We start from the raw sequence: 15,967 nt of genomic DNA on the forward strand, positions 1-15,967 counted from the left end.
CTGCTGCGGCCGCCCGGCACCGCCTGATCGCTAGGAGACATCGTGACCACCGTCGCCGACGTCCAGGCCGCCGCCGCGGCCACCTCGACACCACCCGCACCACGCCGTCGCAGCACGGTCGTGTCCCGCGTCGTTCGCTACCGCTGGCTGTTCCTGATGATGCTCCCCGGCATCGTCTACTTCGTCCTGTTCCGGTTCTGGCCGATGTGGGGCGCGCGCATCGCGTTCAAGGACTACGTGCCGTTCCTCGGCATCGACGGCAGCCCGTGGGTGGGGCTGAAGCACTTCGAGGACTTCTTCACCAACCCGGACTTCCCCCGCCTGCTCGCGAACACCCTCATCCTCGCGGCTCTCGGGCTGTGCATCGCGTTCCCGCTGACGATCATCCTGGCGCTGCTGCTCAACGAGCTGCGGCTGTCGATCCTCAAGCGCACGGTGCAGACGCTGGTCTACATCCCCCACTTCCTGTCCTGGACCGTGGTGGTGTCCCTGACGACGCTGCTCTTCGCCGTCGACACGGGCCCCCTGTGGACGTCGTTGAACGGGATCTTCGGCACCAACACCGACTTCCTCACCGACCCGGACTGGTTCCGGCCGCTCATCCTGCTGCAGGGCATCTGGAAGAGCACCGGCTGGGGCACCATCATCTTCCTCGCGGCGCTCGCCGGCGTGGACCAGGAGCAGTACGAGGCCGCGATCATCGACGGTGCGGGACGTTGGCAGCGCACCTGGCACGTCACGCTGCCCGCGATCCGCCCGACCATCGTGGTCATGCTCATCCTGCAGACCGGCGAGATCCTCAACACCGGGTTCGAGCAGATCTACCTCATGTCGAACGCGCTGAACCGGTCGGTCGCCGACGTCTTCGACACCTACGTCTACTTCACCGGTATCCAGCAGGGCGCCTACAGCTACTCGACGGCGGTGGGCCTGTCCAAGGCGATCGTCGGCGTGATCCTCATCTTCGGCACCAACTGGCTCGCCAAGCGGTTCAACCAGCAAGGGATCTTCTGATGGCATCGACGACCTACCAGCGCTTCAACACGCGCGCCGGGCGTGCCTTCGACGTCGTCAACGTCGTCGTGCTCGTCGTCGTCGGGCTCGTCGCGCTCCTGCCGTTCCTGTACGTGCTCGCGGGGTCGTTCGCCACGGAGTACGAGATCACCACCCGGCCGTTCTTCCTGTGGCCGCACGAGTTCACCAGCGCGTCCTACGAGTCGATCCTGTCGTCGGAGATCTTCGTGCGGGCGTTCGTCACGACCGTGGTCGTCACGCTCGTCGGCACGCTGATCCAGCTCGGCCTGACCGCGCTGATGGCCTACCCGCTGTCGAAGATCGACCTGCCGGGCCGGCGGACGTTCCTCAGCCTGATCGTCTTCGCGATGGTGTTCAGCGCGGGCATGATCCCCACGTTCCTCGTGGTCAAGGACCTGGGCCTGCTCGACTCGTACTGGGCGTTGTTCCTGCCCATGGCGATCAACCCGTTCAGCCTCATCATCATCAAGAACTTCTTCCAGCAGCTCCCGCAGGAGCTGGAGGAAGCCGCGAAGATCGACGGCGCGAACGAGCTGAAGGTGCTGTGGCACGTCGTGCTGCCCCTGTCGAAGCCGGTGCTGGCGACGTTCGCGCTGTTCTACGCCGTCGGCATCTGGAACGACTACATGTCGCCGCTGCTGTACCTCAGCGACACCAGCAAGTGGACGCTGCAGATGATCCTGCGGCAGGTCACGGCGTCGGCGTCGTTGTCCGCGGAAGACCTCAACACCGAGGTCCCGCCGCCCGCTCAGGGCATCAAGTTCGCGGTGGTCATCATCGCGACCATCCCCGTGCTTCTCGCGTACCCGTTCCTGCAGAAGCACTTCGCCAAGGGCATGCTGATCGGAAGTGTGAAGGGCTGATGACCATCCATCTCGCGGGCGACTCCACCGTCGCCCCCACCGACGAGGGCCGCACCAGCGGCCACCCCGAGATCCCGCTGCTGGGCTGGGGCGACGAGCTCGCCGCCCTCGTCCCGCACGACGTGCGCAACCATGCGATCGGCGGGGCGACCACGAAGTCGTTCCGTGACGAGGGCCGCTGGGACCGGCTCGTCGCCGAGCTGGGGCCGGGCGACACCGTCGTGATCCAGTTCGGGCACAACGACCAGAAGGACCCGGACGAGCTCGCCGCCGAGGGCGGGTACCGGCGTCGGCTCACCGAGTTCGTCACGGAGGCGCGCGCCGCGGGCGCCCGGCCGGTGCTGGCCACCAGCGTGGAACGGCGACTGCTCGACGACGACGGGTCGCTGCGCTGGTCGCACGGGCCCTACCCGGCCACGGTGCGGGCGCTCGGCAAGGACCTCGACGTGCCCGTCATCGAGCTGACGACGTTCACGCGGTGGCTGTACACCTGGCTCGGTGCGGAGCGGTCCGCGGCACTGTTCTGCCACGGCGCCGCCGCGGACCTCGGCCTCGAGGTCGACGCGGCGCTGGCCAGGGACAACACGCACTACACGACCGCCGGTGCCCGGGCGGTGGCCGGGTACGTCGCCGAGGCGCTCGGCGCGATCGACGGCTCGCGCGATTCCGCCGAGCCGCTCGGCGCCTGGCTGGTCCAGCCGTGACGTCGGTGTACCGCAGCACCCTGGCGCGGCCGTCGGACCTCGACGGCTGGGTCGCCGAGGGGCCGGTGGCGATCGAGCACCGCGACGGCGGGATGGTGCTGTCCAGCAGCGCGGACGAGGCGGAGCTGGTCGCCGCCGACCGGGGCGACCACGCGCACTTCACGCTGTGGTGTCCTGAGGTGTTCGCCGCGGACGTCGAGATCGCGTGGGACGTCCGGCCGCTGGCCGGGGACGGCCTGGCGATGCTGTTCTTCGCGGCGACGGGCACGGACGGGCGTGACCTGTTCGACCCGTCGCTCGCCGAGCGCACCGGCCACTACCCCCAGTACCACTCGGGCGACGTGTCGACGCTGCACGTGTCCTACCTGCGCCGCAAGTGGGCCACGGAGAGACGGTTCCGCACCTGCAACCTGCGCAAGAGCCCCGGCTTCCACCTGGTCGCGCAGGGCGCGGACCCGCTGCCCGGCCCCGACGACGCCGACGGGCACTACCGCGTGCGCGTCACCAAGCGCGGGGCGGCCGTGCAGTTCGCGATCGACGACCTGACCCTCTTCACGTTCCACGACGCGGCGCCGCTCGGCGCCGGGCGCCTCGGCTTCCGCCAGATGGCGCCGCTCGTCGCCCACTACCGCAACCTCGAGGTGACCCCCCTGTCATGAGCACCACCACCGTCCCGGACACCGACCGCGGCGAGCGCACGGAGGGCGTCGTGGACGTCCCGCTGCGCTGGCTGGACGACGCCGCCGCCGACCTGACGACCGGAGGCGTCACGTGCGGCGTCCCGGTGCGGCCGGGCGTCGTGCTCGACGCGGCCGCGCTGGCGGTGGTGGACGACGACGGCACCCCGGTGGCGGCGCAGACGTGGGCGCTGGCGACCTGGCCGGACGGCAGCGTGAAGTGGGCGGGGGTGGCGCTCGGCGCCACGGCTGCGGCGTCGGACGGCTACCGGGTGGTCGGTGGCGAGGTCGCGGCCGCGCGCGGCGGGGCGGTCGACGACGGCGCGGGCGGTGTGTCCGTCGTCGAGCGCGACGACGAGATCGAGGTCGACACCGGGGCCGTCGTCGTCGTGGTCGGACGTTCCGGCGAGGCCGTCGTGCGGTCGCTGCGCGTCGACGGCGTCGAGGTCGCCCGCGACGGGCGGCTCGTGTCGAGCCGCCAGGACCGGCCCGAGCCCGACCTCGCCTCCCGCCGGGAGGCCGTCGGCGTGGTGCACGACACCGTCGTCGAGCAGGCGGGGCCCGTGCGCGCCGTCGTGCGCGTCACCGGCGTGCACCGCGACGCCGAGCGGGAGTGGCTGCCGTTCACGGTGCGCCTGGTGCTGGCGGCCGGCGCACCGACGTTCCGGGTGGTGCACTCGTTCGTGTGGGACGGCGATCCCGACGCCGACTTCCTGTCCTCGCTGGGCCTGCGGTTCGACGTCCCGCTGCGCGAGGCGCCCTACGACCGGCACGTCCGGCTCGCGGGGGCCGACGGCGGCCTGGTGCGCGAGGCCGTGCAGGGCGTCACCGGTCTGCGCCGCGACCCCGGGGCGGAGGTCCGCACCGCGCAGGTCGAGGGGCGGCCGACGCCACCGCTGGACACGTGGTCGTCGCGCGTGACCGACCGCCTGCACCGGGTGCCCACCTGGTCGGACTGGTCGCTGCGCCAGCTCACCGCGAACGGGTTCACGGTGACCAAGCGCACCGCGCCCGACCGCCCGTGGATCGACGTCGCGCAGGGCACGCGCTCGCAGGGGCTCGCCTACCTCGGTGACGTCGGCGGCGGCCTCGCCGTCGGGCTCACCGGCTTCTGGCAGTCCCACCCGACGGGGATCGACGTGGCGGGCGCCGCGGGCGAGGTCGGCTCGCTGACGACGTGGCTGTGGTCGCCCGACGCCGCCCCGATGGACCTGCGGTTCTACCACGACGGGCTCGGGCAGGACTCCTACGACGACCAGCTCGACGCGCTGGAGATCACCTACGAGGACTACGAGCCCGGCTTCGGCAGCGCGCACGGCATCGGCCGCACCCACGAGCTCACCGTCACCGCGTTCGGTGCCACGCCGGACGCCGGGACGCTCGCCTCGCTCGCGGCCGCCACGGCCACCCGCCCGCAGCTCGTGCCCACGCCGGAGGCGCTGCACGCCGCGGGCGTGTTCGGCGACTGGGACCTGGTGGACCGCAGCACGCCCGAACGCGCCGAGCTGGAGGACCGCCTCGCCACCATGCTCGACTTCTACGTCGGGCAGGTCGACCAGCGGTCCTGGTACGGGTTCTGGAACTTCGGCGACGTCATGCACGCCTACGACGGCGACCGGCACGTGTGGCGCTACGACGTCGGCGGCTACGCGTGGGACAACTCCGAGCTGTCGCCGGACCTGTGGCTGTGGACGTCGTTCCTGCGCACCGGCCGCGCCGACGTGTTCCGGCTGGCGGAGGCGATGACGCGGCACACGGGGGACGTCGACGTCTACCACGCGGGCCCGTGGCAGGGCCTCGGGTCCCGGCACAACGTGCAGCACTGGGGCTGCAGCGCGAAGCAGGTGCGGATCTCGACGCCGGCCTACCGGCGGTTCCACCACGTCCTCACCGGCGACGAGCACACCCGCGACCTCATGCTGGAGCTGCGGGACTCCGACCGGAGCTTCCTCGGCCTCGACCCGACGCGCAAGGTGCGCCCCGACGCCGCCACGTACTCCCCGCGGCGCGACGCCCTCGCCGTCGGGCTCGGCACCGACTGGAGCGCGCTGGCGGCGACGTGGCTGGCCGACTGGGAGACCACGGGCAACGAACGGTCCCGCGACCGCCTGGTCGGCACCATGAGAGACATCGGCGCGCTGAAGCACGGGTTCTTCACCGGCGAGGGGCTCTACGACCTGGACACGGGCCGGTTCGCCACCGACCGGGACCGTGTCGTCGTCTCGCACCTGTCCGCCGTGTTCGGACTCGTGGAGATCTGCTCGGAGCTGGTGTCGCTCATCGACACCGGCCAGGTCGAGGCACCCGGCTTCAAGGAGGCGTGGCTGCAGTACTGCCGCCTCTACCTCGCCGCGCCGGAGGTGCAGGAGGCCGAGCTCGGCGTCGCGCCGGCCGGCACCCACCTGGAGCAGGCGCACTCACGGCTCGCCGCGTACGCCGCGCGCCACACGGGTGACGACGCCCTGGGCGACCTGGCCTGGACGTCCTACTTCCGCGGCGGGGAGTTCATGGGTCCCGAGGCGTTCCACCCGGTGCGCCTGCTGCCGCCGGAGGTGCTCGTGCCGCTCGACGAGGCGCCCACGCTGTCCACGAACGACGCCGCGCAGTGCAGCCTCGCCACGATCCAGAACCTCGCGCTGGTGGGGGAGCGGCTCGGCCGCCACGGCTGACCTCCGCGACCGGCGGCCGTCACACGTCGGTGAGGCGGCGCCACCGGACGACGACGGCGGCGCAGGCGGCGGGAGCGACGGCCGCGGTGAGCACCAGCGCACCGGGGCCGACCGAGGCCGCCGCCTGCGCCCCGCCCGTCCCCGTCCACAGGGAGGGCACGGCGTAGGGGAACCAGGCGCCCGCCCCCAGCATGACCACCACCTGGGTCAGCGCCACGACGCCGATCAACGCACCCACCGTGGCCAGCGGGCTGCGCGTCCACGACGCCACGACGGCGAACGGCGCGGCCAGCGCGACGGACAGCGGCCCGGCGACCACGGCACGACCCGCCGCCTGCCAGTGCGCGTCGCCCCAGGCCGTCCCGGGATCCAGGGCCGCCGTCGTCGCCGCGCACCCGGTCACCACCACGACGGCGGCCAGGGTGCCCGCCGCCGTGGCGGCCAGCACCACGAGGCAGCGGGCGAGCGCCGTCGTGCCCCGCGGCACCGCCAGGGCGAACCAGCTCCCCGCCCGGCCGTCCGCCAACGGCCCGCCGAACGCCGCCGCCAGCGCGAAACCACCCGCGAGCAGCCCCGCGACCGACACCACCTGACCGACCGCCACGAGCTGGTCCGTGGCAGCGTCCGCGCCGCCGAACCCGCTGAGCTTGGCCCCGCCGGCACCCACCAGCGCCCCGGACCGCGCCAGCGTCACCAGCCCGACGCACGCCGCCGGCAGGAGCAGCGCCAGCAGCAGCGCTGCCACCCGGGCGACCCGCGACCTGCGCCAGACGATCTCCTCCACGCGCAGCGCCGTCCCGAGGCCGCTCACCGGTCGGCCCCCAGCGCCGCCCCCGTGTCCGCCGCGAGCACCGCCGCGAAGAAGCGGCGCTCCATCTCGGGCCCGGGTTCCAGGTCGCCCACCACCCGCCCGGCGTGCATCACCACCACCCGGTCGGCGACCCGGGCGACCTCGTCGAGATGATGCGACGACACCAGGACCGCGGCGCCGTCGTCGGCGAGCAGCCGCACCGAACGCCGCACCAGGACGACGCCCTGCGGGTCGAGGGTCGACGTCGGTTCGTCGAGCACCAGCGCGTCGGGGGAGTGCACCACCGCGCAGGCGATGCCCAGCCGCTGCGCGTTGCCCGCCGACAGCGCGCGGGCGTGGGCGTGCGCCCAACCGCCCAGGTCGAGCCGGTCGACGACGACGGCGCTCGCGGCGGCGACGTCGCCGCGGGGCAGTCCGTGGAGCAGCGCGGCGGCGTGCAGGTTCTCGGTGACGGTGAGGTCGGGGGAGACCAGGCCGGTGCCCACGCAGTGCCCGAACCGGCGCGCTGCGTCCGGCCCGAGGCGGGCCGGGTCCTCACCGTGGACGCGTGCGCTGCCGCCGTCGGGGCGCAGACGGCCGGTGAGGACCCGCAGCGCCGTCGTCTTGCCCGCGCCGTTGAGGCCGACGAGCGCGACGACCTCCCCGGCGGCCACGGTCAGGTCGAGCCCGTCCAGCGCCGGCCGCGCGGCGAACGCGTGGTGCACGCCGCGCAGTTCCAGGGCGGTCATGACGTGGCACCGAGGGTGTCCGTGGGGCGCAGGACGGCGAGGGCACGGATGACGCGGGCGTGCAGCGAGCCCGGCGCGGTGGTGTCGTGCGCCGGGGCCAGGAGTGCGGCGGTGCACGCCGCCAGGCACGCGGCCGCGGCGACGGCGGCGTCCAGCGCGGGGGTGCCGTCGGCGACGAGCCGCTCGACGATCGCGGTCTCGGTGGCGGCTGTCGCGGCGACGACGGCGGGGCGCAGCGACGGTTCGGCGGCGACGACGGCGACGCGTCGGCGGGCGACGTCGTCCGCGTCGGGTGCGACGTCGTCGAGCGCCGTGAGCAGGCCGCGCCGGACCCGCTCGAACGGCGCGAGCTCGCGCGGCTGGGCGATGACGGCCTCGGCGATGAGCGGGTCGAACGGGTCGGTGACCACGACCGCGTCCTTGGTGGGGAAGTGCCGGAAGTAGGTCATCGGGGTGACGCCCGCGGCGTCGGCGATCTGGGTCACGGTCGTGGCCGTGTAGCCCTGGCGCTCGAAGAGCGCCAGGGCGGCGGTCTGCAGCCGCTCGTGGGTACGGCGGGTGCGCGGGGACGGTGCCACCCGACCATCGTACGACCGAATGTTAGTGACTCACATGGTGGCCGCCGGTGCAGATCAGTCCCGCTGCAGCTTCTCGACGTCCTCCGGGGCGACCGAGAAGGTGACCTCGCCGGTCTCCACGTCGACGGCAGCGATCAGCGGGACCTTCCGCGTCACCCGCTTGCCGGAGGAGACCGCGACCCGGTAGGAGCTCGCGGCGTACACGTCCAGACCCTCGATGCGCTCTGTCATGCCCGCACGCCAGCGGTCTCCTTCCCGGACGGCGGGGCCCGTCCAGCAGGTGGCGTCGGGCGGCGACGTGGACAGGGTGTTCGTGTCGGCTCCGGCGTCTAGGGTTGGCGGGGTGACCACCGCTCTGTACCGCCGCTACCGGCCCGAGACGTTCGCCGAGGTGATCGGCCAGGAGCACGTCACCGCGCCGCTCATGCAGGCTCTGCGCAGCGGGCGCGTCAACCACGCCTACCTGTTCTCCGGGCCGCGCGGCTGCGGCAAGACGACGTCGGCGCGCATCCTCGCGCGCACGCTCAACTGCCACCGCAACACCCCCGAGAACCCGATCGACACCCCCTGCGGCGAGTGCCCGTCGTGCGTCGAGCTGGCGCGTGGCGGCCCCGGCTCGCTCGACGTCGTCGAGATCGACGCCGCGAGCCACAACGGCGTCGACGACGCCCGTGACCTGCGTGAGCGGGCCACCTTCGCGCCCGCTCGCGACCGGTACAAGATCTTCGTGCTCGACGAGGCCCACATGGTCACGTCGCACGGGTTCAACGCGCTGCTCAAGATCGTCGAGGAGCCGCCGCCCCACATCAAGTTCGTGTTCGCCACGACGGAGCCGGACAAGGTCATCGGGACGATCCGCTCCCGCACCCACCACTACCCCTTCCGCCTGGTCCCGCCGGACGTGCTCGGGCCCTACCTCGACCAGCTCTGCACCGCCGAGGGGGTGGAGCTGGGCGCCGGCGTCGTCCCGCTCGTCACCCGCGCCGGGGGCGGTTCGGTGCGCGACACCCTCTCCGTGCTCGACCAGCTCATCGCCGGTGCGGCCGGCAGCGTCGAGTACGACGCCGCCGTCGCGCTCTTGGGCTTCACGCACGCCACGCTGCTGGACGACGTCGTGGACGCGATCGCGGCACGCGACGGCGGCTCGATCTTCCGCGTCGTGGACCACGTCATCGCGACCGGGCACGAACCGCGGCGATTCGTGGAGGACGTCCTCGAACGGCTGCGCGACCTCATCGTCATCGCGGTCTCCGGCGACGCCGCCGGTGCCGTGCTCCGCGACCTCCCTGCCGACCAGCTCGAACGCATGCGTCACCAGGCCGGGAACCTGGGTGTCGCGGAGCTGTCCCGCGCGGCCGACCTCGTCAACGCCGCGCTCACCGAGATGACCGGCGCGACCTCGCCCCGCCTGCACCTGGAGCTGCTGTGCGCACGGCTGCTCCTGCCCGGCGCCGACGACGGCACCGACGGTCTCGCCGCGCGCATCGACCGCCTGGAGCGCGGCGCGGTCGCCTCCGGTGCGGTGGTGCCGGCCGGTGGGGCGGCGCCCGTGGCGGCCGGGTCCGCGCCGACCGCGCAGGGCTCTGCCGGGCCAGCGGGTCCTGGCGGGCCCACCGACCTGGGCGGTGCGGCCAACCTGACCGGCCCCGCCGCGGTGCGCGCGGCGCTGCAGCAGAGCCGCGCGGCGCGCGGTGCCACCTCGGCGTCGTCGGCAGGCTCGGCGACGGCGGCGCCCGCTCCGGCTGACGCTGCTCCGGCTGACGCTGCTCCGGCACTGCCCGCTCCGGCCGTGCAGGAGGTGTCGGCTCCGACCGTGTCAGCCCCGACCGTGTCAGCCCCGACCGTGTCAGCCCCCGCGTCGTCCGCTCCTGCGGAAGCCGCGCCGTCGCCCGCGCCGTCGCCGGCAACCGGACAGGAATCGACCGCCCCGGTCGCTCCGTCCGCAGCCGTCGACGACGGTGCTGCCGACGACGGCGCTGTCGACGAGGGTGCTACCGACGACGGCGCTGTCGACGAGGGTGCTGTCGACGAGGGTGCTACCGACGACCGCGCTGCCTCGGCGTCCTCGGTCGCATCGGCGCCGACTGCTCCGGCAGCGACCGCCGCCGAGCAGCCCGGCATCGAGCAGCCCGGCATCGAGCAGCCCGCTGAGACGCAGGCCGCGCCGGGTGCCGGCGGGGTGACGGCCGAGGAGGTCCGTCGGCGCTGGGACGAGGTCGTGGCCAACCTCGGCAGCCCGGTGACCCGCGCCCTCGTCAGCGACAACGCGCAGGTGGCCTCCTTGACGGGGGACCGGGTCGTCCTGGCCTTCCGGACCGAGGGCCTGGCCCGCAACTTCTCGCAGCCGCGTCACCTGGAGTCCTTCGCCGAGTCGCTCTACCAGACCCTCGGTGTGCGGGCCCAGGTCGACGTCACGGTCGGCGTCGAGGGACCCGGGGACCCGGCAGGGGTGCAGGGCGGCCGGGAGCGGTCCGACGGTCCGCCGGCGTCCCGCTCCGAGCCGGACGACGAGCCCGACGACCCCGACCTCGGCGACCCGGGCCCGGACACCGCTCCTACAGGACCGCCCGGACCCACGGGCCGTGCCGCCTCGGGCGCGGACCGCGCGGCGACGGCCACGCCGTCGTTCTCGGGCCAGGACCCGTCGGTGAACCCTGCCGGGTCGCCGGGAACGGCCGTGCCGCCGGTCGACCGTGCGCCGGGGGAGCGAGAGGCCGCCGCAGCGAGCGCGATGTCCGCCGCGGACGCCGCGGACGCCGCCTGGCTGGCCGGTGAGCCGTCCTCGACGGCGTCCGGCAGCACCGCCGCGGACGCGCCGTCGTCGGGCGGCGGACCCGACCCTGCCCGACCGGACCCTGCCGCCGCGCTCGCGTCGGCACGCACGGCGCCCGGGGTCCCGGCGGCGTCGTCGGTGGCACAGCCCACGACGGACCAGAACCAGGCCGCCGGGAACGAGGGCACCCAGCCGGGGACCTCGGACCCGGGGCAGGCCGCGCCGTCCCAGCCCCGAGCGGCACCGTCGCCGCGCCAGGCCGCGGAGGACGCCGCACGGCAGGCGCAGCGCTTCGGTGGTCGACCCGCCCCGCCCGCCCCGCTCCCGCCGAGCGCACCCGCCGGGGCCGCGACGACCGACTACGACGACGTCTCCGACGACGACCCGGACATCACCTCCGTCGGCCTGGTCGGGGTGCCGCTGGTGGTCAAGGTGCTCGACGGGACGGTCGTCGAGGAGGTGACCGACCAGCCGTGACGACGCTGCACATCGTCGCGGCGGTCATCGTGCGCGACGGGCGGTTCCTGCTGGTGCGCAAGCGCGGCACGACGGCGTTCATGCAGGTGGGCGGCAAGATCGAGCCGGGCGAGGCGCCGGATGCCGCCCTCGTGCGCGAGTGCGCCGAGGAGATCGGTCTCGACGTGCCGGTGGCGGCGCTGGTACCCCTCGGACGTCGCGCCGCGGTCGCCGCCAACGAGCCGGGGCACGTCGTGGACGCCCACGTGTACGCCGTGCCGCTGCCCGGCGGGTTCGAGCCCGTGGCGCGCGCCGAGATCGACGAGGTGGTGTGGGTCGACCCCGCCGCGCCGGGCAGCCTGCCGGTCGCGCCGCTGTCGGTGGACCTGCTCGCGGTCGCGGCGTCGCAGGCCTGATGGCCGTGGCCGTCGTCGGTCGCGGCGCGTAGGTTCGACCCGCAGGCCGAACGTCACCGATCAGCGGAGATCACCGATGCCCTTCCTTCCCTCGCACCCCCTGTCGACGGGTTGGACGCTCGATGCCGTCGAGCTCGCGGCGGATGCCCCGCAGGCCGTGGCGCACGCGCTGCGCGAGGGGATCCCCGCCACCGTCCCCGGGGAGGCGCACCTCGACCTGGTGGCCGCCGGGCTGATCGACGACCCCTTCGACGGGGACAACGAGGCCGCCCAGCAGTGGATCGGCGACACGTCCTGGCGCTTCTCGACCACCTTCGCCTGGCAGGACGACGGCGCGAGTCGTCACGACCTGGTCGCCGGCGGCCTGGACACGGTCGCCACGGTCGTGCTCAACGGCACCGAGGTGGCGCGCACCGAGAACATGCACCGCTCCTACCGGTGGGACGTGCGAGAGCTGCTGCGCGCCGGTGACAACACCCTGACGGTGACCTTCGCGGCCCCCGTGCCGGAGGCCGCGGCCCGTGCCGCCCGCCACGGGGCGCTCCCGCGGGTCAACCACCACGAGTACAACCAGCTCCGCAAGATGGCCTGCTCGTTCGGCTGGGACTGGGGGATCGACGTCGCGGGCGCGGGCGTGTGGAAGCCGATCGGCGTCGACGCCTGGTCCGGGGTGCGGCTCGTGTCGGTGCGCCCGCTGGTCGACGTCGTCCCCGCGGGCGCCGGCGAGGGGTTCGACGGCGTCCTGGCCGCGCACGTCGAGATCGAGCGTGACGGCGTCGGACCGGACGCGGACGTTCCCGTCGTCGTGCGCGTCACCGGACCCGGCGGTGCCGCGGTGGAGGCGACCGGCGTCGTGGTGGCGGGCAGCACGTCGGCCGGGGTGAGCGCCCGGGTGGCGGGGGTGCGGCGGTGGTGGCCCGTCGGCCACGGCGACCAGCCGCTCTACGACGTGGAGGTGACCGCCGGGGTGCCGGGGACCTCCGTCGCACCCGGCCACGACGCCGCGCGCTGGACCGGGCGGGTCGGGTTCCGCACCGTCGAGCTGGACACCACCCCGGACGCCGCCGGCGCCCCGTTCCTGCTCAAGGTCAACGGCGAGACCGTCCTGGTGCGCGGCGCCAACTGGATCCCGGACCACGCGTTCCTCACGCAGGTGGACCGCGACCGGTACGCGCGAAGGCTCGACGACGCGCTGGAGGCCAACCTCAACCTGCTGCGCATCTGGGGCGGCGGCGTCTACGAGTCGGACGACCTGTACGACCTCGCCGACGAGCGGGGCCTGCTCGTGTGGCAGGACTTCCCGTTCGCGTGCGCGGCCTACAGCGAGGACGAGCCGCTGCGCTCGGAGATCGAGGCGGAGGCCCGCGAGAACGTGACGCGCCTGAGCGTGCACCCTTCCCTGGTGCTCTGGAACGGCAACAACGAGAACACGTGGGGCTCGGTCGACTGGGGCTGGGCCGGCCCGCTGGAGGGCCGCGGCTGGGGGGACGCCTACTACAGCGACCTGCTGCCGCGCGTGGTCGCCGAGCTGGACCCGACGCGCCCCTACTCCCCGGCGAGCCCCTTCTCCTTCGGGGACTACCGTCACCCGAACGACGAGCGCTACGGCACGATGCACATCTGGGACGTGTGGAACCGCGAGGACTACACGGTGTACCGGCGGTACCGGCCGCGGTTCCTGTCCGAGTTCGGCTTCCAGGGGCCGCCCGCCTGGTCGACGCTGGCCCGGGTCGTGCACGACGAGCCGCTCGCCCCGTTCGGCCACCAGATGCTCGTGCACCAGAAGGCGAACCTGGGCAACGCGAAGCTGGAGCGCGGCTGGCAGGGGCACCTGCCCGACCCGGCCACGATCGAGCAGTGGCACTGGACCACCCAGCTCAACCAGGCGCACGCCGTGCGGTTCGGCATCGAGCACGCGCGCTCGCTCACCCCGCACAACACGGGCGTCGTCGTCTGGCAGCTCAACGACAGCTGGCCGGTGGTGTCGTGGGCGGCCGTCGACCACGACGAGCACCGCAAGCCGCTCTGGTACGCCCTGCGCGCCGCCTGCTCGCCACGTCTGGCGACGTTCCAGCCACGGGTCTCGCCGCAGGCGTGGCAGGAGGCGTGGGAGGGCGTGGAGCCGGAGGCGGACACCCTTGCGCTGGTGCTCGTCAACGACACGGGCGACGCCGTGGACGAGTCCTTCACGGTCACGCGCGAGACGGTGGACGGCGCGGTGCTCGCCACCGTCGACCTCGTCGCGCAGGTGCCGGCGCGCGGCGCCGTCACGCTCACCGTGCCCGACGACGTCGCCACGTTCGACGACGCCTCGGTCGAGCTCCTCGTCGCCGTGGCGGCGCACCGGACGTTCGAGACCGCCGTCGTGCACGGTGCGGAGGTCGTGGACCAGCGTCTCGACCCGGACGCCCTGACCGTCGAGGCGAAGACCGTCGACGACGGGTGCGAGCTCACCCTCACCGCGCACTCGCTGGTGCGGGACGTGTTCTGCCACGCCGACGTCGTCGACCCGTCCGCCCGCGTGGACGGCGGGCTGATCACGCTGCGGGCGGGGGAGACCGCCACCCTGCGGGTGTCGTCGACGTCGGGGGCCGACGCCGTGGCCTTCGCCGCCGCGGTGGTCTCGGCGAACGACCTGCTCCCGGAGCGCCCCGCGGAGGCTGCGGCACAATGGCCGGCGTGACGACGACGCGACTGCTGCCCCGAGCCACCCCCGAGTCGCAGGGCGTCGACCCGGCGGCGCTGACCCGGCTCGTCGAGGTCCTCGACGAGATCCACGACGTGCACAGCCTCATGGTGCTGCGCCACGGCCGGGTGGTCGCCGAGGCGTGGTGGGACCCGTTCACCGCGGACGAGCCCCATCGGATGTACTCGGTGTCGAAGTCGGTGACCGCCACCGCCGTCGGCATCGCGGTGGGCGAGGGCCTGCTGACCGTGGACGACCGCGTGGTCGACCTGCTGCCCGACGACGCCCCGGAGCATCCGGACGCCCACCTCGCCGCGATGACGGTCCGCGACCTGCTGACGATGACCAGCGGGCACGCCACGGACACCATGAGCTTCACGCTGCACAACCTGCACCGGCCCGGGTCGAGCTGGGCGCGCGACATCCTGGCCGCCCCGGTGACGTACGAGCCCGGCACCCGGTTCGTCTACGACACGGGTGCGACCTACCTGGTCGCCGCGATCCTGCACCGCCTCACCGGTCAGCGGCTGCTCGACTACCTGACGCCGCGGCTGTTCGCCCCGCTCGGCATCACGGGCGCCACCTGGGAGCAGTGCCCGCGCGGGATCGACGTCGGCGGGTACGGGCTGACGCTCACCACCGAGCAGCTCGCCACGCTCGGTCAGCTCTGGTCGCAGCGCGGCCGCTGGGGCGACGACCAGCTCGTGGACGCCTCCTGGGTCGACGAGATGACGTCCGCGCAGGTGCCGAACGGTCCCGACGAGAACGTCGACTGGAACCAGGGCTACGGCTACCAGTTCTGGCGCTGCCGGTTCGGGGCCTTCCGGGCCGACGGCGCGTTCGGTCAGTTCGCCGTCGTCCGCCCGGACCTCGACCTCGTCGTCGTCCTCACCAGCGGGACCACGCGCACCGCCGAGGAGCTCGAGGCCGTGCTCGAGCTGCTCGGTCCGGCGTGCACCGACGTCCCGTCGTCGGCCCCGGGCGCCCCGTCGTCCGTGCCCGACGGCGGCGCGCCCTTCACGCTCGACGAGCTCGCGGTCGCGGTGCCCGGCGGCAGCGCCTCCACCCTGGTGGGCGCGATGGTCGAGGGCTCCGAGTTCCTGCTGCAGCACCACGACGGCGCCGCCGTCGACGAGGGCGGGCACGGTCGGGCCTTCCTGCGCTGGCACAGCGTCGCCGTCCGGCACGACGCCGACGTCATCGAGCTGTCCTGGACCACCGGGGCGCACGGCTCGCCGCGCACGGTGCGGTGCGGCGCCGGGCACTGGGTGCGCGGCAGCGTCGAGCTGGACGGCGAGCCCCTCCCCGTCGCCGCGGCCGCCGCATGGACCGCGCACGACACCCTCGTGGCGAGGATGGTCTGGCAGGGCACCCCGTTCGCGCTCGACGTCACGCTGCAGTTCGGCGGGGACGGCGAGGGCCGCCACGTGGAGGTCGCCGTCGACCAGAACGTCGCCTTCGGGCCGACGGCACTGCTGCGCGCCACCGGACTCGGCGTCTGATCCTGGCCGCATGACGTCTGTCACGGCCCGGCCGTGACGACCGCACACGGACCGGTGACGCGCCGCACT

13 protein-coding genes are annotated in these 15,967 nt (G+C 73.9%); 9 read left to right on the forward strand and 4 right to left on the reverse strand.

Translation table 11 applies throughout. The annotated features are described in order from the left end of the window. Positions 1-42: 42 nt before the first annotated feature. From ACNHYB_RS13130 to ACNHYB_RS13150, 5 genes are read left to right on the forward strand one after another with little or no spacing between them, the layout of a single operon-like run. Positions 43-1,014 (forward strand): ABC transporter permease, encoded by a 972-nt coding sequence (locus tag ACNHYB_RS13130; protein WP_418275785.1) that lies wholly within the window; start codon positions 43-45, stop codon positions 1,012-1,014. Next, positions 1,014-1,898 carry a carbohydrate ABC transporter permease gene (locus ACNHYB_RS13135; RefSeq protein ID WP_418275786.1) on the forward strand — a complete coding sequence of 295 codons (885 nt, stop codon included), beginning with the start codon at positions 1,014-1,016 and terminating at the stop codon, positions 1,896-1,898. The genes ACNHYB_RS13130 and ACNHYB_RS13135 overlap by 1 nt, the downstream gene beginning before the upstream one ends. Next, positions 1,898-2,602 carry a rhamnogalacturonan acetylesterase gene (locus ACNHYB_RS13140; protein ID WP_418275787.1) on the forward strand — a complete coding sequence of 235 codons (705 nt, stop codon included), beginning with the start codon at positions 1,898-1,900 and terminating at the stop codon, positions 2,600-2,602. The genes ACNHYB_RS13135 and ACNHYB_RS13140 overlap by 1 nt, the downstream gene beginning before the upstream one ends. Further along, a complete protein-coding gene (locus ACNHYB_RS13145) occupies positions 2,599-3,261 on the forward strand; it encodes a DUF1961 family protein (RefSeq protein ID WP_418275788.1) in 663 nt (220 codons plus the stop codon). Before ACNHYB_RS13140 ends, ACNHYB_RS13145 begins: the two co-directional genes overlap by 4 nt. Continuing rightward, entirely contained in the window at positions 3,258-5,948 is a 2,691-nt protein-coding gene (locus ACNHYB_RS13150; RefSeq protein ID WP_418275789.1) for a Tat pathway signal sequence domain protein, read from the forward strand. The genes ACNHYB_RS13145 and ACNHYB_RS13150 overlap by 4 nt, the downstream gene beginning before the upstream one ends. 19 nt (positions 5,949-5,967) lie before the next feature. On the opposite strand, the gene ACNHYB_RS13155 is transcribed toward ACNHYB_RS13150, so the two are convergent. From ACNHYB_RS13155 to ACNHYB_RS13170, 4 genes are read right to left on the reverse strand one after another with little or no spacing between them, the layout of a single operon-like run. Then, the gene (locus ACNHYB_RS13155; RefSeq protein ID WP_418275790.1) at positions 5,968-6,759 is read right to left on the reverse strand and encodes a hypothetical protein; all 792 of its coding nucleotides are present in this window, start codon (positions 6,757-6,759) and stop codon (positions 5,968-5,970) included. After that, positions 6,756-7,487: an ABC transporter ATP-binding protein gene (locus ACNHYB_RS13160; protein ID WP_418275791.1), complete on the reverse strand. Its 732-nt coding sequence runs from the start codon at positions 7,485-7,487 to the stop codon at positions 6,756-6,758. The genes ACNHYB_RS13155 and ACNHYB_RS13160 overlap by 4 nt, the downstream gene beginning before the upstream one ends. Then, positions 7,484-8,065 carry a TetR/AcrR family transcriptional regulator gene (locus tag ACNHYB_RS13165; protein ID WP_418275792.1) on the reverse strand — a complete coding sequence of 194 codons (582 nt, stop codon included), beginning with the start codon at positions 8,063-8,065 and terminating at the stop codon, positions 7,484-7,486. Before ACNHYB_RS13165 ends, ACNHYB_RS13160 begins: the two co-directional genes overlap by 4 nt. 54 nt (positions 8,066-8,119) lie before the next feature. Next, positions 8,120-8,296, reverse strand: coding sequence for a hypothetical protein (locus tag ACNHYB_RS13170; protein ID WP_418275793.1), 177 nt, complete (start codon positions 8,294-8,296; stop codon positions 8,120-8,122). A gap of 112 nt (positions 8,297-8,408) precedes the next feature. Here ACNHYB_RS13170 and ACNHYB_RS13175 point away from each other — a divergent pair, with 112 nt between their 5' ends. The 4 genes from ACNHYB_RS13175 to ACNHYB_RS13190 all read left to right on the forward strand — a co-directional run bounded on the left by ACNHYB_RS13175 (position 8,409) and on the right by ACNHYB_RS13190 (position 15,898). Then, complete coding sequence (locus ACNHYB_RS13175; protein WP_418275794.1) at positions 8,409-11,315, forward strand: DNA polymerase III subunit gamma and tau; 2,907 nt, start codon at positions 8,409-8,411, stop codon at positions 11,313-11,315. Continuing rightward, complete coding sequence (locus tag ACNHYB_RS13180; protein ID WP_418275795.1) at positions 11,312-11,710, forward strand: NUDIX hydrolase; 399 nt, start codon at positions 11,312-11,314, stop codon at positions 11,708-11,710. The genes ACNHYB_RS13175 and ACNHYB_RS13180 overlap by 4 nt, the downstream gene beginning before the upstream one ends. Before the next feature lie 76 nt (positions 11,711-11,786). After that, on the forward strand, positions 11,787-14,393 hold the full coding sequence (locus ACNHYB_RS13185; RefSeq protein WP_418275796.1) for a glycoside hydrolase family 2 protein: 2,607 nt from the start codon (positions 11,787-11,789) through the stop codon (positions 14,391-14,393). Continuing rightward, on the forward strand, positions 14,390-15,898 hold the full coding sequence (locus ACNHYB_RS13190; RefSeq protein ID WP_418275797.1) for a serine hydrolase domain-containing protein: 1,509 nt from the start codon (positions 14,390-14,392) through the stop codon (positions 15,896-15,898). The genes ACNHYB_RS13185 and ACNHYB_RS13190 overlap by 4 nt, the downstream gene beginning before the upstream one ends. The last annotated feature ends 69 nt before the right edge of the window (positions 15,899-15,967 follow it).

Source organism: Isoptericola jiangsuensis (assembly GCF_048320105.1).
Lineage (GTDB): Bacteria > Actinomycetota > Actinomycetes > Actinomycetales > Cellulomonadaceae > Isoptericola > Isoptericola jiangsuensis_A.

Bases quoted from the DNA above. Each gene is read 5' to 3' on its own strand.
- ACNHYB_RS13185 (WP_418275796.1), top strand. From the start codon at position 11,787: ATGCCCTTCCTTCCCTCGCACCCCCTGTCGACGGGTTGGACGCTCGAT.
- ACNHYB_RS13170 (WP_418275793.1), bottom strand. From the start codon at position 8,296: ATGACAGAGCGCATCGAGGGTCTGGACGTGTACGCCGCGAGCTCCTAC.
- ACNHYB_RS13135 (WP_418275786.1), top strand. From the start codon at position 1,014: ATGGCATCGACGACCTACCAGCGCTTCAACACGCGCGCCGGGCGTGCC.
- ACNHYB_RS13150 (WP_418275789.1), top strand. From the start codon at position 3,258: ATGAGCACCACCACCGTCCCGGACACCGACCGCGGCGAGCGCACGGAG.
- ACNHYB_RS13140 (WP_418275787.1), top strand. From the start codon at position 1,898: ATGACCATCCATCTCGCGGGCGACTCCACCGTCGCCCCCACCGACGAG.
- ACNHYB_RS13160 (WP_418275791.1), bottom strand. From the start codon at position 7,487: ATGACCGCCCTGGAACTGCGCGGCGTGCACCACGCGTTCGCCGCGCGG.